Raw genomic sequence first — 22,448 nt, 5'->3', positions numbered from 1 at the left:
CATGTCTGATTTAACGAAGTTAGAAAGCCGTAGTGATTATCCACATATGATTACCATTCCGACTCGCTGGATGGATAACGATGTCTACGGTCATGTAAACAATGTGCAGTATTACAGTTATTTCGATACGGCGGTGAATAAATATCTGATCGATCAAGGGGTCTTGGATATCTACCATAGCGAGGTTATTGGCCTAGTGGTGGAAACTCAGTGTAACTATTTTAGCAGTGTGGCGTTTCCCGCCGATGTGATTGCCGGGGTGGCGGTGACTCGGTTGGGGAATAGCTCTGTGCGTTATGAGATCGGTCTGTTTCTTGAGGGGCAGGATAAACCATCGGCTCAGGGACACTTTATTCATGTGTATGTTGATCGCGCCAGCCAACGGCCTGTCGCGTTGCCGGCTCCGCTGCGGGCAGCGTTAGAAAAAATTTCAGTTTAGGGTGGTTTTATGCAATTAAATAACGCTGATTTACTGCAACATCAATCGTTTATCAATGGACAGTGGTGTGATGCCCAGCGAGGCAGACAGTTCACCGTTTACAATCCGGCCAGTGGTGAAGCGATTGCCGCTGTGGCGGATTTGGATGCTGAGGATGTTGCCGAGGCGATTGGGGCGGCGAATAATGCTTGGGCGGATTGGCGTGCTCGAACCGGCAAAGAGCGTAGCGCCGTGTTGCGTCGTTGGTTTGATCTGATCATTGCCGCACAAGATGATCTCGCCACACTGATGACCACCGAACAGGGGAAACCCCTCAGCGAAGCCCGTGGTGAAGTGGTGTATGGGGCATCGTTTGTTGAGTGGTTTGCCGAAGAAGCCAAGCGGCTCTATGGCGATATAATTCCCGGTCATGGGCGAGATAAACGTTTATTGGTAGTTAAGCAGTCGATTGGTGTCGCAGCCGCGATCACCCCGTGGAATTTTCCGATCGCCATGATTACCCGTAAGGTCGCGCCAGCACTAGCGGCCGGCTGCCCAGTGGTGATTAAACCGTCCGAACTAACCCCATTATCGGCGTTAGCGCTGGCTAAATTAGCACAACTTGCGGGTTTTCCCGATGGCGTGTTCAATGTTGTTACCTCGACCGATGCACCGGCGGTGGGGCGGGTTTTGTGTGCCGACTCGCGGGTGCGTAAGCTTTCATTTACCGGCTCGACACCGGTCGGAAAACTGTTAGCTGAACAGTGTGCCGCGAATGTTAAAAAGGTCTCTCTTGAATTAGGTGGCAATGCACCCTTTATTGTCTTTGATGATGCCGATCTAGATGCCGCCGTGGTGGGCGCTATTGTGTCGAAGTTTCGCAATGCCGGACAAACCTGTGTCTGTACCAACCGCATCTTTGTACAGGCGGGTGTTTATGATGCCTTTGTGGAAAAGTTTGCCTTGGCTGTTGATGCGCTAACGGTTGGCGATGGTTTTGCTGAGGGAGTACTAATTGGTCCGTTAATCGACGCTCGGGCGCTTAATAAAGTGCAGGACTTAGTTGCCGATGCGCTGGCAAATGGGGCTAAAGTGGTGACCGGTGGTGAGCCGTTTGCTGGTGTCGCTAATGGTTATCGACCTACCATACTGAGCCATGTGGATAACTCGATGAGGATTGCTCAGGAAGAGATCTTTGGCCCCGTGGCCACGCTGATTCCGTTTACTTTAGAAAGCGAAGTGATTGAGATGGCGAACGATACACCCTTTGGCTTGGCGGCATATTTTTATGCCCGCGATATCGGCCGAATCTGGCGCGTATCTGAAGCGTTGGAGTATGGCATGGTTGGGATAAACGAAGGCCTGATTTCAACTGAAGTAGCGCCGTTTGGCGGCGTTAAAGAGTCGGGTTTAGGGCGTGAAGGCTCGAAGTACGGTATCGATGACTATGTCGAACTGAAGTATCTCTGTATGGGCGGTAATTGAGCAGGCTTTAATGGTTGCTTGACGTTGTTGGACCTATTAGCCCCTGTGACAGGGGCTTTTTATGCTTCCGACTCAGTTAAGACTGAGAAGCTTGCTGCGCATTGATACTCATGGCGATCGCTTCGGCGATTTTGATACCATCGATGGCTGCCGACATAATGCCGCCGGCATAACCTGCTCCTTCACCGGCTGGGTATAAGCCTCGGGTGTTAATACTTTGCATATCGTAGCCGCGTTTAATGGATACGGGCGAGGAGGTGCGGGTTTCGACGCCGGTCAGTAGGGCATCATCCTTGGCGAAGCCTTTAATCTGTTTATTAAACTCGGGGATCGCTTCGCGAATGGCTTCGATACAGAAGTCCGGCAGTGCCTTTGATAGGTCGGTCAATTTTATGCCGGGCTTGAATGAGGGCAGCACATCACCGAGCGCTTCTGAGGATTTCCCTTTGAGGAAATCGCCTACTTTTTGCGCTGGGGCATCGTAATTTTCGCCGCCCATTAGATAGGCATTACTTTCTAGTTGCCGCTGAAAATCCATGCCGGCTAATGGGTTGCCGGGATAATCTGACGGGTCGATACCGACCACAATGGCGCTGTTGGCATTACGTTCTTGGCGAGAATATTGGCTCATGCCGTTGGTTACTACGCGGCCCTCTTCAGAAGAGGCTGCGACTACGGTCCCCCCTGGGCACATACAGAAACTATAGACCGAACGGCCGCTCTTACAGTGATGTACCAGCTTGTAATCCGCCGCTCCTAAAATGGGGTGGCCGGCGTTTTTGCCGAAGCGGGCGCGGTCGATCAGTGATTGTTCGTGCTCGATACGAAAGCCCACCGAGAACGGTTTGGCTTCCATATAGACACCCTTATCGAGCAGCATCTGAAAAGTATCTCGGGCGCTATGGCCGATCGCGAGGGCGACATGTTTTGAATGGATGACTTCACCGTTGGCGAGGGTGACACCGGTTAGCTGTCCGTCTTCGATATGGAGATCATCCACCCGGGCGCTGAAGCGGATCTCGCCGCCCATCTCGATGATCTTGGCGCGCATTTTTTCGACCATGGATACTAGTCGAAAAGTACCGATATGGGGTTTACTAACATACATGATCTCTTCTGGCGCACCGGCTTCAACGAACTCGGTTAGCACTTTGCGGCCATACTGCTTGGGGTCTTTAATCTGTGTCGATAGTTTGCCATCGGAAAAGGTGCCTGCTCCGCCCTCACCAAACTGGACGTTGGATTCAGGGTTGAGTTTCTTCTGTCGCCAGAAGCCAAAGGTATCTTTGGTGCGCTCGCGTACTGCTTTGCCTCGCTCAATAATCAATGGCTTATAGCCCATCTGAGCCAATACCAGTCCGGTTAGCAGACCACAGGGACCAAAGCCGATCACCAGTGGCCGCTCTTGTAGGTCGGTGGGCGCCTGAGCAACAAACTTGTACTCCATATCCGGCGTTAGACGGATTGATTGATTGCCTACATGCTTAGCCAGTAACGCATCGTTAATGGTGGTGTCGATATCTAGAGTATAGATCAGAAAGATGGTGTTCTTTTTACGTGCATCGTAACCACGCCGGCGGATCTCAACGGCAGTCAATTGGTCAGCGGTAATATCGAGGGTCGTTAAAATGGCATTGGTGAGGGCCTGCTCATCATGATCAAGGGGCAGTTTAATATTTGAAACACGTATCATTTGATAAAAATCCGGTATTAACGAGCGCGGCAAACGGCTCAGGGTTACTTAGCTATAGTAAAGCCGGCATTTTACTGTATTTTTAGCGCCGTTGCCGAACAGTTTGATAGGGCGAGTTGCGTGTCGGGATGACGGGCCTCGGGATAGCTATCCGTCTGCAAGTATCGCGCGGTTGGTTTATTCCAAGCCTTCGATCACACCGTTGTCACGTAGACGCATATTATTGGCGGCGGGTATTTTCGGTAATCCAGGCATACGCAGGATATCACCGGTTAGAATCACCAAGAAACCGGCACCGGCATTGATCTGAATAGCCCGGACGGTGACTTCAAAGTCCCGTGGTCGGCCTCGCAGGCTAGGATCGTCAGATAAGGAACTCGGGGCTTTAGCAATACAGATCGGTAGATGGCTCAGTCCTAGCTGTTGCACTAGTTGGAGGTCTTTTGCCGCCTCTTTGGTGAAAGCGACGTCATCGGCACCATACATCTGCCGGCAGACTATGCGCACTTTTTCCATTACGCTGAGATCGAGAGAATAGAGGGGTTTAAAGGGCTTGTTCTGTGGCACTGAGGCGATGACTGCTTGGGCTAGCTCAAGCGCTCCTTGACCACCATCGGCATGGTGAGTGGTGACGGCAAATGTGACCCCGAGTGTCGTACAGCGGGTGCGTATAATCTCGATTTCCCGATCAGTATCGGTGGCAAAGCGGTTGAGTGCCACAACCGGCTTTTTATTGAAAATTGCGACACTCTCGATATGTTTATCTAGATTACTTAATCCTTTTTTTACTGCGCTAAGATCTTCGCTTGCCAGTTGGTCTTTGGCTTTACCGCCATGCATTTTTAACGCTCTGACCGTGGTGACCAATACGACTGCATCTGGGTCGAGATTCGCAGCGCGGCATTTGATATCGAAAAATTTCTCGGCCCCTAGGTCAAAACCAAAACCGGCTTCGGTGATTGTCCAGTCGGCGTATTGCATCGCCATGCGGGTGGCGATCAGGCTGTTACAACCATGGGCGATATTGGCAAACGGACCGCCATGGACAAAGGCCGGGGTGCCTTCAAAACTCTGCACTAGATTTGGTTGGAGTGCATCTCTTAGTAGCGCCATCATGGCACCGGTAATGTGGAGTTGTCGGGCATAGACCGGTTCGCCAGTATAGGTATAAGCAATCAGGGTACGGTCGAGCCGTTGTTGCAGGTCAGCGGCATCTTCGGCCAGGCAAAGCATGGCCATGACTTCGGAGGCGGCGGTAATATCGAAGCCGCCTTCTCGGGGGATTCCTTGAAGTTTTCCGCCGAGACCCAAAACGATATTGCGCAGGCTACGATCGTTCATGTCCATTACCCGTCGCCAGACAATCTGCCTAGGATCGATGGTTAGCTCATTACCTTGATAGATATGGTTATCCAGCGCGGCAGATAAGAGATTGTTGGCGCTGGTGATAGCATGAAAATCGCCAGTAAAGTGTAAATTGATTCTATCGGCCGGCATGATTTGGCTATAACCACCGCCGGTGGCACCGCCTTTCATCCCTAAACATGGGCCTAGGGATGGCTCACGTAAGGCCATGCAGACGGATTCATTTAGTAGCGTAAATGCCTGCGCTAGGCCGATGGTTGTGGTGGTTTTGCCTTCGCCGGACGGGGTGGGTGTGGTGGCCGAGACCAGTATCAGTTTGCCGGGTTGGCGGTTGTTATGGGTGAGCGCCTGCAGGTCGATTTTGGCAATATCGCGGCCATAAGGATAAAGGTGATGCGGATCAATACCTAGTTTAGCGCTAATGTCAGCAATCGGCTGAGGGGTGAACTGAAGTGCAATCTCAACATCGCTCGTCATAGAGCCTCCTAGGTTATCCTGTGGACACTTATTAAAGATGGTTCTAAAGACTAATGACGTCAATATTTGCGCATAATAACGGGATAACTTACGGCTTCAGTATTTCGATTTAATCTGAGATCATCCGAGTTAATGGCTAACTGGTTAATGTGATCTAATCTTAATGATGACAGACGTGTAGTCGGGCCTGTTGATATCTAAGGATAGACTAGGCATTTTTATCGTGTAATTAAAGGGCGCGCAGCCTGCCCCGGAGTCAGTATCTATGCCAGAAGCCTATTCAGCGAAATACGGCATCAGTATTCGTCAGTTTTTAGAACACCGGCCAACGATTGCTTGGGTGGTTTTGGCGATCTCATTGATCTTGACGGGGCTGGCTTGGTACGTCTCCAATAGTGCTATTGAGCAACGGGTGGGTGAACGTTTCAAGTTTCAGACTTTGGATGTACGTAAAGCGATAGAGCAGCGCATGAATGAGTATGTGGTGGCGCTGCGTGGTGGTATCGGTTTATTTAATGCTTCCAGTGATGTGAGTCGAGAAGACTGGCACACCTTTACCAATACGCTTAATTTACAGGATCACTTTCCCGGTATCCAAGGGCTAGGGTATGCGCGGATGGTTGCGCCGGAGGAACTGCTTTCGCATGAGGCTGAAATCCAAGCGGAAGGTTTTCCTGATTATCACATCAGGCCTTTAGGCGAGCGAGATCTCTATAGTGCGATCGTTTATCTAGAGCCATTTGATTGGCGTAATCAGCGCGCTTTTGGCTTTGATATGTACTCGGAGCCGACCCGTCGTTCGGCAATGAATATTGCCCGGGATACCAGTAAAGCGGCGGTATCAGGTCGTGTGACGCTGGTGCAGGAAACCGATAAAGACGTTCAGTATGGCTTTCTGATGTATTACCCGCTGTACCGTCGAGATGCTCCGGTGGGAACGATAGAGCAGCGTCGTAGTGCCTTGCTGGGTTATGTCTACAGTGCTTTTCGTATGGGTGATTTGATGCGCGGTGTGCTGGGGTCTAATCAGGAAGGTATCGATTTTGAAATCTATGACGGACAAGAAGCTTCGGCAGAGCATATTCTTTACAACAACGCTCCCTATGCTAAACCCCTATACGGGACACCGGGACATGACCCCGCCTTCAGTGATCTCTATGTGCTGGATGTGGGCGGGCATCATTGGAGTATTTATCTCTATAGCCGTTCGGGTTATCTCTCCAGCGTTGGAGCCAGTCAGCCCACGATTGTTTTAGTCTGTGGTTTGGTGGTCAGTTTATTACTGTTTTTTATTGTGGCGAACCTTTCGTTTTCACAAAAAGCGGCGCAGCGCCTGGCGCGGGAGATGACCGATGAGCTGAGTGTGAGTGAAGAACGCCACCGTTTGCTATTCAGTAATGCGGGAGTCGCCATGCTGTTGAGTGATCCGCAAGATGGCACAATCTTTGATGCTAATTTAGCGGCGCGAGAATTTTATGGTTATGACATCGATACCTTCAAAGGTATGACGTTGGCGGGTTTGAGCTCGCAGCGAATGGATACTCATGGCGGGCATAAAAAATTGATACGCCAGACCCACCGGTTAGCGAACGGTGAAAAGCGTATTGTTGAGCTTCGTAACGGCAAGATAGACATGGCGCATCGGACTCTGATCATGTCGATTATTATCGATATCACCCGGCGTCAGCAGGCTGAAGAGGCGTTGAAAGCCAGTGAACGCCGCTATCACGAAGTGTTTGAGTTAGCGCCGGTGCCGATGATGTTGCTGGATCGAGCCAGCGGCCGCTTTTTAATGATCAATCATGCGGCTGAGATCCACTATGGTTATGCGCGGGAAGCGTTTTTGCGTCTGAAACTCACCGATCTGGTGACAGATGGCAGTACCTTGCAATCCCTAAGTGCGTCGCATTTCTCGCGTGAGTCAATCCATCGTAAAAAAGATGGTAGTGAGATTCGTGTCGAGCTGACCGCCCGTCCCATCATCTATCAGGATAAAGAGGTGATTATCGTCGCGGTGGTGGATGTGACTGAGCGAGCGAAAGCCTCTGAAATACTCGAAGAGGCACGCCGCCAAGCGGAAGCGGTGAGTTTGGCGAAGAGTGAATTTGTTGCCAATATGAGCCATGAAATTCGCACCCCGATGAACGCTATAGTCGGCCTGAGTCAGCTGTTGACTGAGTTTGATCTGCCGGATACTGCGCGGGATTATATTATGCGTATGTTTAATGCGTCCCGAGCACTACTGAGCCTGCTTAACGATATTCTTGATTATTCTAAAATGGATGCCGACCGGCTTGAGCTAGAGCATGTCGAGTTCTCCTTAGAAGAGGTGGTGAGCCGCTCTATTGATCTATTTGCCATCGATGCTCACGAACAGGGCTTGCGTCTCTATCTTGATATGCCGGCGCACTTGCCTGCCCGGGTGATTGGCGATCCTTTGAGGCTGGGACAGATACTCAATAACCTGGTTGGTAATGCGGTCAAGTTTACCGAGCAGGGGGAGATTGTGGTGGCGGTTGAGGCTGTCAGCGAGGTAGATCAGATTCGGTTGCGTTTCCGAGTCAGCGACACAGGCCTTGGGATGCCGGAAGGTCAGATCCACTCACTGTTTGAATCGTTCTCACAGCTGGATGCGTCAACCACACGTAAATATGGCGGTACGGGTTTAGGTTTGGCGATTTGTCGTTCGTTGGCGGAGCTGATGGGGGGTAGCATTGAGGCGAGCAGCACGTTTGGGCAGGGCAGTGAATTTAGCTTTAGCGCTTTGGTAGGGCTTGTTGCTGAGAGTGAGCGCTTACTTGAAGGTGATTTGGCTAAGGTGTCCGTGCTATTAGTCGATGCGCAACCAACCGGTCAGAGGGTCACAGGGGCACTGCTCACATCGCTGGGGGCATCGGTTACTGCCGTTAGTAGCGAGGAGGAAGGGTTGAGTTCACCTGAGTTGCGACAAGCCGACCTGATTATCTTTGATAGCAGCAGTCGCAGCCATTGGCCAGCGTTGTCCGCTGAACTCGCGCAACGGGGCGAGCGACATCATGTCTTGCTTATGATCAATGCGAATGAGAGCGCCGCCGAGCTGATTGGTAATACGACCCAGCCGGATGCCGTATTGATTAAACCGGTAACCCCACGGCGTCTTTATAATGCGGTGCAGCGTAGTTTACGTGGTGAGCCTCAACATCTGGTTAAACAGCCCTTAACCACGTTGGTCCTGAAGGGTAAAAAGGTTTTGCTGGTGGACGATCAGGCATCCAATCGCATGGTAGCCAAGGCTCTATTACAAAAGCTGGGCGTCGAGGTTTTACTGGCAAATAATGGTGAGGAAGCATTGAGGCTAATAGCGGCGCAGCCGTTGGATCTGGTCTTGATGGATCTACAGATGCCGCATATCAATGGTTTTGAGGCGACTAAGCGTTATCGTGCGACAGAGCCCGACGGGCAGCACCTCCCTATTATAGCGATGACCGCCGCGGTGCTGGATGAGGACAAGAGAGCTTCTCAAGAGGCGGGGATGGATGGTTATATCGTTAAACCGATTGAGTTAAAAAAACTGGAAGCCATGCTGCGACGTTATCTCTATGCAGGTGAGCCGGCTACGATGGCTGAAGGCCTAGGTGAGCAAACATCGAGTGATGACGGCACTACTCCATGGATTGATCTTGCTAAACTGCAGCAGCGCTTGGGCGGCGATCAAGCATCGTTTCAGCGGTTGTTACAAGCGTTCAACGATGACTTGCGTAAGCTGGATGCCCAGCTATTACCCTCAGTGGTCGCAGGAACCTCATTAAGTTTGTTACAGCAGACACTGCATTCCTTAAAGGGCATTGCCGCCAATGTTGAGGCGTTGCCGCTGCATCAAGAGGCCGCTAGGCTTGAGCAGCAGGTGCAGAATCAGAACCGTGCGGATGCGGCTGAGTTAGAACAGTTACAACAAGCGATCAACGCGACTCTTGAGTGTTTGCAGCCCTACCTGAAACAATCTGAAGTGAAGCAGGCCTGTCTCCTGAATGAGGCGGATGCCGCGGAGTTAGAACAGTCATTATTGCAGGTTGTTGACCTGGTCGAGCGGCACCGACTGGTGTCTTCTGAGTTGATGACTAAACTAGAGTCATATAAACATTTTAGTGATGTCGACTGGCTATCAGGATTGATCCGGGCAATTGACGGCTTTGATTATCCTGCAGCGCAGAAAATTCTTAAACAGCATTGGTCTAAAGGCGATACTGAGAAGAGAAAGGACGCTTAACGAAGTCATGCTAAATCAATCGCTTGGTAAACAGAATGGGGCCTGATAAAGTGGGCATTTCACGTCGAATTGTTATTCTAAAGTCACACCTTTGCAGCGAATTGGTTGAGTAATTACATGGTCAAAGCTTTTATTCAGGCAGGGTATCAACAGCAAAGCCGGGGAGACTCTCCCGCTAAAGTATTGGTCGTCGATGATGAATTGACAAACCTAAGGCTGATGGGCGACTTGTTGGCGCCTCACTATGAAGTATTGATCGCTCGAAATGTCGCTGAGGCAAGGGAAGTGTTACGTAAGCAGATTCCCGATATTCTGCTATTGGATGTGATGATGCCTGAGGTTGACGGCTTCAGCTTTTGTCGTGAAATTAAGGAGAACAATGAAACCCGCAATATTCCGGTGATCTTTGTGACGGCCTTAAGTGATGAAGTCGATGAATTAAAAGGGCTTAAGCTAGGAGCGGTAGATTTTATCCACAAACCGATCTCGGCGCCCATTTTGTTGGCCCGGGTGCATACTCATCTTGAGCTAAAACGGCGCACCGATATGCTCGAACAGCGTACCCTTATTGACGCCCTTACCGGCGTTGGTAATCGTCGCGCCTATGACTTAATTCTTGAAGCGGAGTGGCGGCGGCTACAACGTAAAGGTAGTTGTTTATCCATGCTGATCGTAGATATCGATCAATTCAAATTGTACAACGATTTTTTTGGCCACCGGGAAGGAGACGATTGTCTGCAACGTATAGCCATGAGGTTAAACCAAGTGATTGGTCGTGCCTCGGATCAACTGACTCGTTATGGCGGAGAAGAGTTCGCGCTATTGCTTCCTGAAACTCCGTTGCAAGGGGCAATGGAGCTGGCGGAAAAAGTGATGACGCATATTCGTGAGCTGAATATTCCACACGCACCGGATGCTCTGCGTGATAGAGTCACTGTGAGTATTGGTGTTGCATGTGTTTATCCCCATAAAAACCAGCCTCCAGAATCGCTGTTTATGCTGGCTGATAAACAGCTGTATAAAGCTAAAGAGACCGGTCGAGACCGGGTTTGCTTCACTGAAGAGACAAGGGAGTCCCAATGAGTAGCCGATGCTCGAGCGCAAAGCCTTTATTGCTGATGGTTGATGACGTCCCTAGCAATATCCATGTATTGGCTCAATCCCTCAAGGATGACTTCGATATTATGATTGCCACCGATGGCCCGTCAGCGTTGTCATTGGTGCATGAGAAAGAAAGACCCGATCTGATTTTACTGGATGTCATGATGCCCGGTATGGACGGTTATGAAGTGTGCAAGCTACTTCAGAGTCATAGCTCAACCAGCAGTATTCCGGTTATCTTTGTCACGGCTAAAAGCGATGTGACGGCAGAGGAATATGGCTTAAAACTGGGGGCTGTGGATTACATTACTAAACCTTTTACCACCTCGGTGGTGAGAGCTCGGGTGAATACGCACCTGAAGCTAAAAAGCTTGGTCAGACAGTTAGAAGAGGCCAACCAGCGGTTGAGTGACAAGCTTTCATTGTTGCAACAGCAACATGAGAAGATGCTAACGTATTCCACTGAATTAGCTGAGGTGCGAGAACGTCAGAAGCTGTTCTCTCAGGTATTTGAAAGCACCAATGATGGTGTAATGATTACCGACATCAAGGGCGATATTATCGCCGTCAACAATGCTTTTACGCAGGTGTCTGGGTATAGCGAAGCTGAAGTCATCGGGCTGCCTCCCCGGATGTTGCGCTCTGGCCGGCATGATCAGACTTTCTATAGCGAGATGTGGAAGTCCATTAAAAGCACCGGCCATTGGACGGGCGAGGTCTGGAACAAGAAGAAAAGTGGTGAGTTATTTCTGGAATTACTGACTATCAGTGCCGTGCTTGATGATGATGGCCGGATCAAGTGTTATATCGGCGTGTTTAGTGATATTACCCAGTTGCGGGAAGTGCAGCAGCGGATGGATTTTCTGACCTGGCATGACCCGTTAACTTCGCTGCCAAACCGTCTATTGTTTACCGATCGTTTGTCGCAATTAATGGGCAGTACCAGTCGTCAAGAAGGTTTAGGCTCGTTGCTTGTGTTTGGTTTGCAGCGGTTTAGCGATCTCTGCGTCACCCGAGGTTCGGCGCTGGGCGATAAAATCTTGCATGACCTATCTAAAGAGCTACAGGACTATATAACCGATGGTAACTCTCTAGCCCGTCTCGAAGGTGATCAGTTTGCGTTGCTGCTGCCTCAGGTGCACAGCAGCTCGGCGTTAGCCATTGATGCGGCACATCAGCAGGCGGATGGGATTCAGCAATTGGTGGTGCGTTTTTCCAGTGCTATTGAAAATGATCTATTCCAGTTACGTGCGGCGGTTGGTGTAGCGATCTATCCGGATGCGCCTGATGAAGCGGTAACATCGGTGATTAGTCGGGCTGAAACCGCTTATTTTCGGGCGAAAAATGCGGGCAGTGATGGTGGTCCGGCGGTTTTCTTTGAATCCAGTATGGGGGAGCGAATTGAGCAACGGCTTACCGACGAACATCGCTTACGTCTGGGGATTCAAAATGATCAGCTGCGAGTCTATCTACAATCACAGGTATGCTCCGATGGCCGCTTACATGGCGCAGAAGCCCTGGTGCGCTGGGAACATCCTGACGATGGTTTGATCAGTCCGGCGATGTTTATTCCGCTGGCAGAAGGGTCTGATCTCATTGTACAGATCGACCGTTGGATGATCGACCAAGTATCGGCGCTGTTAGGCGGGCTTCGGGATAGTCATCCCGCCCTGAAAATGTCGGTTAATGTCAGCTCGCGGTGCTTTCAGTGTGATGATTTTGTTGATTACACACAGCAGTGTTTGCAGCGCTATAACGCCAACCCGGCTCAGTTAGTGATTGAAGTTACTGAGAGCACCATGTTGGATAATATCGATCGAGTGGTTGGTAAGATGATTGCGCTAGCCGATTCGGGAGTCAGTTTTTCTATCGACGACTTCGGCACCGGTTATTCCAGCCTCTTTTACCTGAAAAGCCTGCCGTTAGCTGAACTCAAGATTGATCGGAGCTTTATCCGCGATATGCTCAATGATGCGGGTGATGCCGAGCTGGTTAATGTCATCCAGCAAATTGCTTCGCGCTTTGACCTAAGCGTTGTCGCCGAAGGGGTGGAAACCGAAGAGCAAGCGGAATATCTCCGTCAGCACGGCAGGCCGTTGATGCAGGGGTATCTATTTTCGATACCTGAGCCAGCAAGCGAATGGCTTAAGCGCATTGAACCCTGCTTAGAAAAGGATAAACATTGAAGAAGTTTGAACTCCATCTGGACGCGTTGATCGTGATTACGCTGCTGTTTGTATTATCACTGGGGGTTAATTTTACCCTGTATCGTCTTTATTCAAGCGAAGCCAAAGCCAATGTTAAAATGCAGATTCAGAGTCAGGTGGATCAGCTTAATTTAGCCTCAATGGAGGCCTATATTAAAAAGATCGAAACGGCTAACAAGTAGATGGAATCTGGCGATGTTGTGGCGGTCTTGCATGATATTCGCTCTCAGTTAAGCGGGTTGTTAAAAACGACTGAGCTGGCTGGGCCGGGGCTCAAAGCCGCCGAAGTGATCCGTCAGCGGCTGGCAGAGCAGGGAGTGCTATCCCTACCATCTATGCACATTTCACCGCAGGTTGAACTGTATGATTTACGTCACCAGCTTGGTGCCACTATTCCTCAGTTGCCACCTCAGCTGCGCTCGTTAGCTCAAGCGTGCTTTTCGCTCGCTGATCTTCTGTTTTGGTTTCAGCGTTCCTCCCCGCAGCATCCTGACTTTATGGCCGGTCATATCAATGCCGAGATTATTGGCCCTCGCGGACTTGAGAGGCGAGATGATATAACGGTTGGGATCAGTTTAATGCGACCGGGTCTAACTTATCCCAATCACCACCATCTGCCGGAAGAGATCTATCTCGTCTTGAGCCACGGTCTTTGGCGTCAAGCAGATGATTTCTGGTGGTCGCCGGGCATCGGTGGCTATGTTTACAACCCATCCCATATTGTTCATGCGATGCGCTCAGTCGATACGCCGCTCTTGGCGCTCTGGTGCTTGAAGCACTAAACGCTCATTTTGCTTAATCGTTAGTCAGGGGCGTGGATGATTTCATTCGAGATGAGGTTAATAATCTGTTCACGTAGCCATTGATGGGCCTTGGAATGGTGAGTTATTTTATTCCAGTAAAGGCAAACTTCAAAATCGCTCTTAAAGGGTGGGTCTTTGAGCGCCATTGAGTCACCGATGAGTTGCGCTAAGCGTTCCGGTAGTGTCAGTAGTAGGTCGGTATTGGCGATGATAGACACAATATTAGCGACACTCGGTAGGCCAAGGGCAATGTTCAACGTAGCCCCCTGCAACTCGGGTGTATTTAGATAAAAGGGTTTCCAGCCCCCCTCATAACGAATTTCTACATGCTTAGCCTCGAGATAATCTGCCCTCGTCAGTGATGGCTGAGCCAATGGATGTGTGGTGGACATTAAGCACACATAACGATCTTTAAATAGCACCCGCCGATAGAGTGCTTCGTAATCCCGTACCACCGGGGATAGCAGCAGGTCGCACTGACCACGTTGCAGTTGCTGATGGCCATTTACCTGCGATTGAATAAATGTCATACGAATATTCGGCGCTATTCGATTTAACCGTTGGACGAGACGAGGCACGATGACCTGTAGTTCATATTGGTTACAGGAGATAGTGACTTCTAGTGAGGCGTCGGCGGGATCAAAGTCTTTTTGCTGCAATAGCGCCGTCATCCCGCTGAGTAAGTGCTCAACCTCCGGCATGATCTGGTGACAGCGTTGGGTGGGCGCTACCCCACGGCCTGAACGGACAAATAGCGGGTCCTGCAGTGCGACACGCAGCTGTTCCAGCGTATAGCTTACGGTGGGTTGGTTCTGTCCTAACTCTATGGCTGCGGCGGTGAGAGAGCCTTGCTCATAAATCTGCTTGAGAGTGTTAAGGCTTTTGAAACTTAGCGAGCTATAATCAAATTTTTCCATAATAGATATCAAGTTTATCGACTTAATCAATACTAATGATAACGCTATAGTCGGATCAACAATAACTATAAGAGGAAACCGACATGATAGAGCGAAACCTAAGTGCAGAAGAGATCCGCCAGTATCAACAGGAGGGGGTGGTGTGTGTTCGTAATGCAGTTGACCCGGAATGGATTACCCAGCTGCTCGCCTTCGGCCAACAGCAACTCGAAAACCCCGGCAAACTCTGTAACGATGCTAACCCCGGAGCCGAAAAAGGGCGGATGTTTACCGACCGTTACCTGTGGCGCTCCCATGATCTTATCTATCAATATGCCAAAGATTCCGGTTGCGCCCGTCTTGCGGCCCAAGCGATGCAGAGCCAGAGCGCTCGTTTCTATTTTGATCATCTACTGATTAAGAAAGCTGAAACAGCGATTCCGACGCCTTGGCATCAGGACGTACCTTACTGGCCGTTTAGAGGTAAGCAGATCGCCTCGATATGGTTAGCGCTAACGCCGGTGACGGTAGCGGGCAGTGGTTTAGAGTTTGTTCGAGGCTCGCAACAAAACGACCTATTTTATCTGCCGCAAGCTTTCGGTACCTCAGGTGCAGATAAGAACAGCTGGACCGGTACCGGTGAGGGTGTTCCATGTCCCGATATCGAAGCGGCCCGGGATGATTTCGATATTATCGGCTTTGATCTTCAGCCCGGGGATGCCTTGCTATTCTCCGCCTGGACCCTGCATGGCGCACCGGGTAACCAATCGACTACTCAGGATCGCATGGCCCTCTCAACCCGCTGGTTGGGCGATGATGCTATCTGGGATCCAAGACCCGGCACCGATCCGAGTGTTAATCCTGAGGAGGTTCGCGTGAGTCCCGGTAGCTATCCTGCGGATAATGCGATCTTTCCTGAGTTCTATAAGGCCTAGGATGCGGCGGTCGAAGATAAGTAAGTTGTTTTATCTGTCTTCGACAAGAAGCTTGCTCCCCTAGTAAGGTTGTTTCGTTTTTTCGACTTTAAGACTCTGTCGTCCTTCTGATGAAGGAAGGCACATGCTCTTTTGAGGTATCGATCATTAACGAACAGACCAAGCGATCAATTGCTCTATAGTGTTAGTAGGTACAGTGGGAGCTGCTTCCAGTAGCGATATGGGGTATCAGGTGGCACCGAAAGCAGCAATGATTATCGCTTTTCTCGGTATCTTCTGTGGAGAGATGCTCTTCGTTATCGCGGACGGTGCATTACCACTCTTTGGCGATGTCTGCTGCGGGGATGTCGGTTCTGCTCTCTATGCCTATCATCTCCATGGTCTGTTTCACAAAATCTGGTGCGATTATGTGTAACCTTTTTCCAATATAAATGGGTGCTTTTTAGATAAAACCCTGACGATCATTCTTAGCTCTATTGGTCATGGTAAATCTTCTGAAAAGCAGTTCAGGGTTCTTTTAAAGTAAACATGTCCGCCGCTAGCAAATAATCAATTACCACCCGCGTTCGTTGTGGAATCTGGCGGCGCGAGGGGTATACCAGAGCCAATGTAAGCGTGTCACTTCTTACCGATGGCATCACATTAATCAGCTGTTTATTATTTACTTCCTGCTGCACCATCGATGGAAACAGTGCGCAAATCCCCATGCCGTTGGCTACCATTTGCTGCATCATCAGCGGTGCATTGCAGCGGTAAAAATCCTTCGGTCTTATTTCCAACGGCGCACCATTTTCCCACAGGCGTAATGAACCATTAAAGTTGGTTTGCATGAGAGTCACCCAGCGGCAGTTTTCCAGATCCTCTACTGTGACTGGTGTCCCTGCCTGCGCCAGATAAGACGAGCTGGCGAACAAGGCCAGCTTTTCTTCGTGAAGGGGGCGGGCAATAAGTGAATCATCTATTGTGGTACCAATCCGAATACCCAGATCAATCTGGTCATCAATAAAGTCTAAGGTGTCATCGCTTAGAATAAAATCCAGATATACCTCAGGGTACTGTGCCTGAAAATCCGCCAGCACCGGTAAAATATACTTATGTGCTGTGTCGTGATTCATCGTAATGGCGACGCGCCCGCTAGGGATTTCGGTGTGGGTTATGGATTCCACTTTTTGTAGAATATCCGGCAGTAGTTGTGCCTGCTCATAAACATTACGACCCTCGGATGTGACCGTGAGTTTGCGGGTTGAGCGCTGTAAGAGCCGCACGGCTAGCACTGTTTCCAGACTGGCGATCTGTTCACTCACTCTTGAGCGGCTGGTGTTGAGTTTACGAGCCGCTGCGGCAAAGCTGCCTAGCTCGACAACAGTGGCAAACACAGCCAGCAGGCGCAAGTTGGTGAAATCAATTGTACTCATAATCAGACCAATCCATTCTAAATTAGTGAGCTTATCGGTTCTGGTAGTTTGCGTCATACTCGCCCTACTTTCTACATCAATTAAGAGAATTAAGAGGGGAAATGATGAACCATACAGGTAAGAAGTTTGCTTCAGCGATTGCAATAATATTAGCCACTCCTTCATTAGTGCTGGCACAAGGCTTTTATGCGACGGCACAACTCGGCACCAATCAACAGGCGAATGACTCAACACCCTACGGAAACAATGTTGCCTCTGATGCTGATTTTCCTGGATCATTTGATGCAGGCAGCGGTATAGCAGGCGAGGTGGGTATCGGTTATCAGTTCAATGAGCAGCTGCGTGTTGAAGGGCGTATCGGCTACCACGAAAGTGACTTTGACGACAGGAAGGTCGGCACCGGTAGTCGCGCTGGTGAAGAATATATACTCAACGGTGACGTCAAAAGCACAACCCTTACTGTAGAAGTTTTTTATGACTTCTCTAATGAATCTCAGTTCACGCCTTACGTTAAAGCTGGCGTGGGCGTATCTAAGAACCGCTACTCAGCACGTCTTGGCGGAGCGGGTGTTGCTGCATTCGATCCGTTTGATGGTGTAGCCGATGGTTATTATGATAACTATAAAAATGGTGATAACACTGAATTCACCTGGAATGTGGGTGTAGGTGGCAGTTATGCATTAACCAAACAGGCTTCCATTTATGGTGAATACCAATATGCCACATTCGGCGATGTAAGCACTGGGCAGGATTCATTTACTGACGGTTTTAAGATCGATGATCTCGCAAGTCATGAAGTTGCCGTGGGTGTACGTGTAAATTTCTAAGATAGATAACGATGACTATTAAGACATAAGGGCTATTTAAATTAGCCTTTAGAGATTATTCCCGGGTTGGCGGCTCTGTGGTTAATATCCAGTTACCCGATAAGCTAATTTATTGCAGCGCAACTTACTTTTATCGTATGCCCGTATTCTCTATATTGATCCGCCCCAGCATTTTGAACACCGAGTTAAACGAGTAAAATCGCTTAGCTCGGTGAACAATGACATCCAGGGGCAAACGTCGGCAATACGCTCCATCGTTCAAGTCAGAAGCTCTAAAGCTCGCAGCCAAAAGCAGTGTCGTTCAGCAGCCAAAGCGCTCGGTATTGATGAGTCGCAGCTTTATAACTGGCGGGCAGCATTCAAAAAGACCAGTGTTGAGCGCCTAAGTTTAAAGTCACGACCGATAGCGGTCACAAGTTGCCTGTCAGGTCCACTCTACTTAAGCAAAACGTTGAGCGCTAGAGCCTAGCGAGAAGTTTCCCCATGGGGATTATTGTTCATAGTTATGAAGGGGCGTAGCAACGAATAATCGAACTTGGTTCGCGTTCCGAGCTGCGGTAGTCCAGACGTAAAAAAGCCCCAGCTCTCTTTTTACAAGATGAGTGAGGCTCTTTTAACTAAATAAATGGTGCCCGGACTCGGAATCGAACCAAGGACACGAGGATTTTCAATCCTCTGCTCTACCGACTGAGCTATCCGGGCAAACAAGAGGTGCGTATTAAACTGATTTCAGGCTGCGCTGTCAATCATCCTGCAGCATAAAAGTGGTTATTTTTGCAGTTTTAGTGTGATTGGTTATTTTCTGTACTTATTTCGACGGTGGAACGTAGCCTTCGGCCTTTTCGTAGTCATCGCCATCCATAAACTTCTGCATCTCTTGTTGCAGGAATTCACGGGTTGATGGGTCCATTAAGCTGAGGTGTTTTTCGTTGATCAGCATGGTCTGGTGGTTGGTCCACTCGGTCCAGGCTTTTTTCGATACGGTATCGAAGATCAATTGGCCCTTGGCACCCGGATAAGGGGGCTTATCGAGTCCTTCCAGTTCCTCTTTGTATTTGCGGCACATTACGGTGCGGGTCATGGTGTTCTCCAAGGTTAGTCTGATCGTTTACTCTGAGACCGGTGTGTAGCTGGTTTTTAGTTTGCCCAGTAGCTTTTTTACCGGGGCGGCCAGACCGATCTTCTGTGGCTGGCGTAAGTTATACCAGAGAGTGGCGGGCTGTTCCATGACACTGTTTGTAAGGTCATTATCCCGCAGTTCAATGTGCACCGGGGTGATATCGAGATGGAAATGGCTAAAGGTGTGACGCACAGGCGACAGGGCTGAGGCGCTATCAGCATCGATAGGCAGGCCAGTTTCCTGTTCGGCATCACGTAGGTCAGATGTTTCAGGAAGGCTCCATAGACCGCCCCAGATGCCGCTAGGGGGACGCTGGCGGAGCAATATCTGTCCCTCTTCATTCCGAATCAACAGCATCATGGTCTGTTTAATCGGAATGGTTTTTTTTGGCTTAGCGATAGGAAGCTGATTCTCGCGCCCCTGTTGATGGGCCTGACAGCCTGTTACCAATGGGCAGAGAAGACAGGCTGGTTTGCTGCGCGTACAAAGGGTTGCGCCCATATCCATCATTGCTTGGGTGTAATCGGCAACTCGCTGGTGAGGGGTGTTGTGTTCGGCAAATAGCCACAGTTGCTTTATGTTTTCGGTGGTGCCGGGCCAGCCTTCAATGGCGTAGTAACGGGCCAATACCCGTTTGACGTTGCCATCGAGAATTGCAGCTCGCTTGCCGGTAGAGATCGATAGAATCGCCCCAGCGGTGGAGCGTCCTATGCCGGGGAGTTGCTCGAGCGCTTCGATGCTATCGGGAAACTGACCGCCAAAATCATCACTGATGATCTTAGCGGTTTTATGCAGATTACGGGCGCGGGCATAGTAGCCAAGGCCGGTCCACAGGTGCAGTACTTCATCTTGCTCTGCTGCCGCAAGATCCTCCACCGTGGGAAACTGCTCTCGAAAACGCTCGAAATAGGGGATCACCGTGCTGACTTGAGTTTGTTGTAGCATGATCTCAGATAGCCAGGTGAAATAGGCTGTTTTGTCGGCCTGCCAAGGCAGGTCGTGACGACCGTGCTGGTCAAACCAATCCAGCACGGCGGTGGAGAACTGATCGGCTGTCATTAGCTTCCAAACAATCCTTTGAGTAGTTTCTTAGCGCCTTCGGCCTTGCTGCCTTCTTCGCCACCCAGTTTTTCCATCAGTTTGCCTTCCAGCTGTTTTTTCGCTTTCTGTTTTAACAGCTCTTTGAGCACGCTGGCATCGGGACGACAGAGTTTAGCCGGCTCGGTGTCGAAGCTGCCCTTACAGTTGACTGGCCACTCAACCCCTTCGAGGCTGTTATTGACAGAGCAGGTTTTCTTAAACAGATTTTCTTCAATGGTTAAGCCGAGGCGGTAATCTAAGTTTTGCGCCGGCAGGCTAACGCTGCCTTTGCCGCGCAACGTGATGGCATCGAGTTTAGTAATTAAATCCTGATTGCTAACGACGCCGTTGGTGAATTTAAAGTTACTGCTAAGATCGGCAAAGGGGGTGGAGCGATCGACCTGTTCGGTATCGATGCCCAAGGAGGTTACATTGTTGAAGCCTTGGCAGATTGTCTGGGCAATATCGATCCCTTTGACCGCGCCATCGGGCATGGTGATTTTAGAGTTACCGTTGAGGCTGTTAACGATGGCATGCACTGAGTCGCCTTGAGCGGTGATTTTAGTTTGGGTGTTAAAGGTACCGGTTAGGCGATCAACCTCAGCCATATCCATCAGCAGGTCGCCGATCTGGATATTACTGATGTTTTTATTAACCGTCAGTTTAGTCGGTGATTTGCGTACATCGACAATCACTGAGTTACGCAGCGTACCGCTGTACATATCCGCGTTGAGTTTGCTTATATTCACTAAACCGCCGTGGGCACTGGTGGCAAGCTCGAGGTTGGTCAGAGTCAGTTTGTTGATTAGTAATTTTTTCAGCCCCAAATCAACATCCATATTCAGCCCTTTGAGTAGCTCAACAGGAATGATAGGCTCTTTAGAGTATCCTGTAGATTTTGCTTTGCTGTCGGATGATGCTTGTGCGGGTTGTTCTGATGCGGGGGGCAGGTAGCGGTCGGCATTCAGTTCATCGCCTTTCATATTGAAGGCGATTGAGCCGGTGGCCAGATTCATCGCGAAGCTGCCATTGAAGTTGGTGTCATCCAATTTCAGACTCATTTTATTCAGCCCGAGGGTGTTGGCGGCACCGCCGAGTTGAGCATTGAAACTGATGGCTTTGAGTACATCGGGATCGGTGGTTTCGATTGCCGGTTGACCCAGTGCTGCTAGTAACTCTTGCAAGCTAAATTGAGCAACATTGAGATTGCCGCTGATAACGGGCTTGCTGAAGCTAGCGACTGAGACATCGCCTTTAGCAGCCACGTTGGCGGCGCTCAAGCTCATACCTTTCAGCGTGGCGGTTTCGTTGGCCAAGTTAGCTTCGATGTCACTGTTCAGCTTTACCTGTACGGTTTTGTCGTTGAAGGCTACACCACTGAGGCCTAAGGTGCTTGCTAGTCCCTTGATATTGTATTGCTGGTTAGCTAAATCGAGGAAAAATTCAGCGGTTAGGGCTGCGTCGAGGGTTAGCTGTTTTTGATCTGCTTGATATTGTTCCGCTTGAAAGCTGAGTTCGGCAGGGAAGTAGGCACCGGTGGTGACTTTGCCCGAGGTCATGGAGAAGTTTTTCAATAGCACTTTGCTGTCGGTGGTCGTATTGGTATAGCTGATATTACCGTTGGTGATCGCGATGCTTTCGATATCCAGCGCAATGGCTGCGCCACCGCTGCTTTCGGCGGCAGTCTCTGGGGTACTTTCGGTGGATGGTTGCGCTGTGCCAGCGACAGCCCAGTTACTACCCTGTTTGCTTTGTTCAAGGTTTAGCGTCAGGCCATCCAACAAAATGCTGCTCATTTTTACATTGCCGGAAAGCAGTGCAGGGAGTTCAACCGAGACCTGTGCTTGATTCAGCTCAGCCAGTTGAGGTTTGCCGGGATAGTTCACTTTAATCTGATTGATTTCGATGCCGAGCCATGGGAAGACTGACCAGCCTAGATCACCGTTGATCTGTAACTGAACACCGCCTTTTTCAAGGGCTAGTTTTTGGATTTCAGGTTTGTATTCGTTGGGATCAAAAAACATCCCCAGTAGGACTCCGCCTGCAACCACTACCACCAGTAGTAGTGCAATCAGGCCCCCAAAAATCTTTAACAGCGTTTTCATGTCTTCTCCTTGGATCATGCATCGGTAACAGATATATCAATACAGCAGATCTGTTAGTAAAACATGCCATTTGTGTCACATGTTTTTGTAAAGTTGATTATTAACAGCATAGTAGCAGATCGATTTTACAGACCCTAGATTAACCGTAAATGAAAACAGCAAGTTGGCCGGGGCTTTTTACGCTGCTAATCGGCCCGAGTGCTACGCATTAAGGTGTTATTGGTTGTATAATAGCGGCTTATTTTTACGAATGTTTTTACAAACAGTTCTGTTAA

At 49.8% G+C, this 22,448-nt stretch carries 17 protein-coding genes and 1 tRNA gene; 10 read left to right on the top strand and 8 right to left on the bottom strand.

All coding sequences use genetic code 11. The annotated features are described in order from the left end of the window. Position 1 precedes the first annotated feature (1 nt). Together AC0L4K_RS19215 and AC0L4K_RS19210 are read left to right on the top strand one after the other, a co-directional pair. A complete protein-coding gene (locus tag AC0L4K_RS19215) occupies positions 2-439 on the top strand; it encodes an acyl-CoA thioesterase (RefSeq protein ID WP_417225661.1) in 438 nt (145 codons plus the stop codon). Positions 440-448: 9 nt separating this feature from the next. Continuing rightward, positions 449-1,903 (top strand): NAD-dependent succinate-semialdehyde dehydrogenase, encoded by a 1,455-nt coding sequence (locus tag AC0L4K_RS19210; protein WP_473267574.1) that lies wholly within the window; start codon positions 449-451, stop codon positions 1,901-1,903. 76 nt (positions 1,904-1,979) lie between these two features. On the opposite strand, the gene AC0L4K_RS19205 is transcribed toward AC0L4K_RS19210, so the two are convergent. Both AC0L4K_RS19205 and AC0L4K_RS19200 read right to left on the bottom strand, forming a co-directional pair. Beyond that, positions 1,980-3,596, bottom strand: a complete 1,617-nt coding sequence (locus AC0L4K_RS19205) for an NAD(P)/FAD-dependent oxidoreductase (RefSeq protein ID WP_473267573.1) — start codon at positions 3,594-3,596, stop codon at positions 1,980-1,982. Positions 3,597-3,773: 177 nt separating this feature from the next. Next, positions 3,774-5,438 (bottom strand): formate--tetrahydrofolate ligase, encoded by a 1,665-nt coding sequence (locus AC0L4K_RS19200; RefSeq protein ID WP_473267572.1) that lies wholly within the window; start codon positions 5,436-5,438, stop codon positions 3,774-3,776. Positions 5,439-5,703: 265 nt separating this feature from the next. Here AC0L4K_RS19200 and AC0L4K_RS19195 point away from each other — a divergent pair, with 265 nt between their 5' ends. The 5 genes from AC0L4K_RS19195 (at position 5,704) to AC0L4K_RS19175 (ending at position 13,774) form a co-directional block, all read left to right on the top strand. Beyond that, entirely contained in the window at positions 5,704-9,684 is a 3,981-nt protein-coding gene (locus AC0L4K_RS19195) for a CHASE domain-containing protein (RefSeq protein WP_473267570.1), read from the top strand. 117 nt (positions 9,685-9,801) lie between these two features. Beyond that, entirely contained in the window at positions 9,802-10,767 is a 966-nt protein-coding gene (locus AC0L4K_RS19190; protein WP_473267569.1) for a diguanylate cyclase, read from the top strand. Then, the gene (locus AC0L4K_RS19185) at positions 10,764-12,971 is read left to right on the top strand and encodes a two-component system response regulator (protein WP_473267568.1); all 2,208 of its coding nucleotides are present in this window, start codon (positions 10,764-10,766) and stop codon (positions 12,969-12,971) included. The genes AC0L4K_RS19190 and AC0L4K_RS19185 overlap by 4 nt, the downstream gene beginning before the upstream one ends. Next, on the top strand, positions 12,968-13,174 hold the full coding sequence (locus AC0L4K_RS19180) for a hypothetical protein (protein WP_417225648.1): 207 nt from the start codon (positions 12,968-12,970) through the stop codon (positions 13,172-13,174). Before AC0L4K_RS19185 ends, AC0L4K_RS19180 begins: the two co-directional genes overlap by 4 nt. Then, positions 13,175-13,774, top strand: a complete 600-nt coding sequence (locus AC0L4K_RS19175; protein WP_473267567.1) for a dimethylsulfonioproprionate lyase family protein — start codon at positions 13,175-13,177, stop codon at positions 13,772-13,774. 20 nt (positions 13,775-13,794) lie between these two features. Here AC0L4K_RS19175 and AC0L4K_RS19170 read toward each other — a convergent pair whose 3' ends face one another. After that, positions 13,795-14,712, bottom strand: a complete 918-nt coding sequence (locus AC0L4K_RS19170; protein ID WP_473267566.1) for a LysR family transcriptional regulator — start codon at positions 14,710-14,712, stop codon at positions 13,795-13,797. A gap of 83 nt (positions 14,713-14,795) precedes the next feature. On the opposite strand from AC0L4K_RS19170, the gene AC0L4K_RS19165 reads away from it, so the two are divergent. Both AC0L4K_RS19165 and AC0L4K_RS19160 read left to right on the top strand, forming a co-directional pair. Next, entirely contained in the window at positions 14,796-15,626 is an 831-nt protein-coding gene (locus tag AC0L4K_RS19165) for a phytanoyl-CoA dioxygenase family protein (RefSeq protein WP_473267565.1), read from the top strand. Positions 15,627-15,858: 232 nt separating this feature from the next. Continuing rightward, positions 15,859-16,041, top strand: a complete 183-nt coding sequence (locus tag AC0L4K_RS19160) for a hypothetical protein (protein WP_473267564.1) — start codon at positions 15,859-15,861, stop codon at positions 16,039-16,041. 91 nt (positions 16,042-16,132) lie between these two features. Here the strand turns inward: AC0L4K_RS19160 and AC0L4K_RS19155 are convergent, their stop codons facing one another. Next, positions 16,133-17,041: a LysR family transcriptional regulator gene (locus tag AC0L4K_RS19155; RefSeq protein ID WP_417225638.1), complete on the bottom strand. Its 909-nt coding sequence runs from the start codon at positions 17,039-17,041 to the stop codon at positions 16,133-16,135. 101 nt (positions 17,042-17,142) lie between these two features. On the opposite strand from AC0L4K_RS19155, the gene AC0L4K_RS19150 reads away from it, so the two are divergent. Beyond that, a complete protein-coding gene (locus AC0L4K_RS19150) occupies positions 17,143-17,868 on the top strand; it encodes an outer membrane protein (protein ID WP_473267563.1) in 726 nt (241 codons plus the stop codon). Positions 17,869-18,494: 626 nt separating this feature from the next. On the opposite strand, the gene AC0L4K_RS19145 is transcribed toward AC0L4K_RS19150, so the two are convergent. The 4 genes from AC0L4K_RS19145 to AC0L4K_RS19130 form a co-directional block, all read right to left on the bottom strand. Further along, positions 18,495-18,570: transfer RNA gene (locus AC0L4K_RS19145), tRNA-Phe, on the bottom strand. A gap of 106 nt (positions 18,571-18,676) precedes the next feature. Beyond that, positions 18,677-18,949: an oxidative damage protection protein gene (locus AC0L4K_RS19140; protein ID WP_126157021.1), complete on the bottom strand. Its 273-nt coding sequence runs from the start codon at positions 18,947-18,949 to the stop codon at positions 18,677-18,679. Positions 18,950-18,976: 27 nt separating this feature from the next. After that, on the bottom strand, positions 18,977-20,047 hold the full coding sequence (gene mutY / locus AC0L4K_RS19135) for an A/G-specific adenine glycosylase (RefSeq protein ID WP_473267562.1): 1,071 nt from the start codon (positions 20,045-20,047) through the stop codon (positions 18,977-18,979). Beyond that, the gene (locus tag AC0L4K_RS19130; protein ID WP_473267561.1) at positions 20,047-22,173 is read right to left on the bottom strand and encodes an AsmA family protein; all 2,127 of its coding nucleotides are present in this window, start codon (positions 22,171-22,173) and stop codon (positions 20,047-20,049) included. Before AC0L4K_RS19130 ends, mutY begins: the two co-directional genes overlap by 1 nt. Between the last annotated feature and the right edge of the window lie 275 nt (positions 22,174-22,448).

Source organism: Amphritea sp. GJ51-11, assembly GCF_055808735.1.
This window is presented reverse-complemented; position numbering and strand designations above follow the sequence as displayed.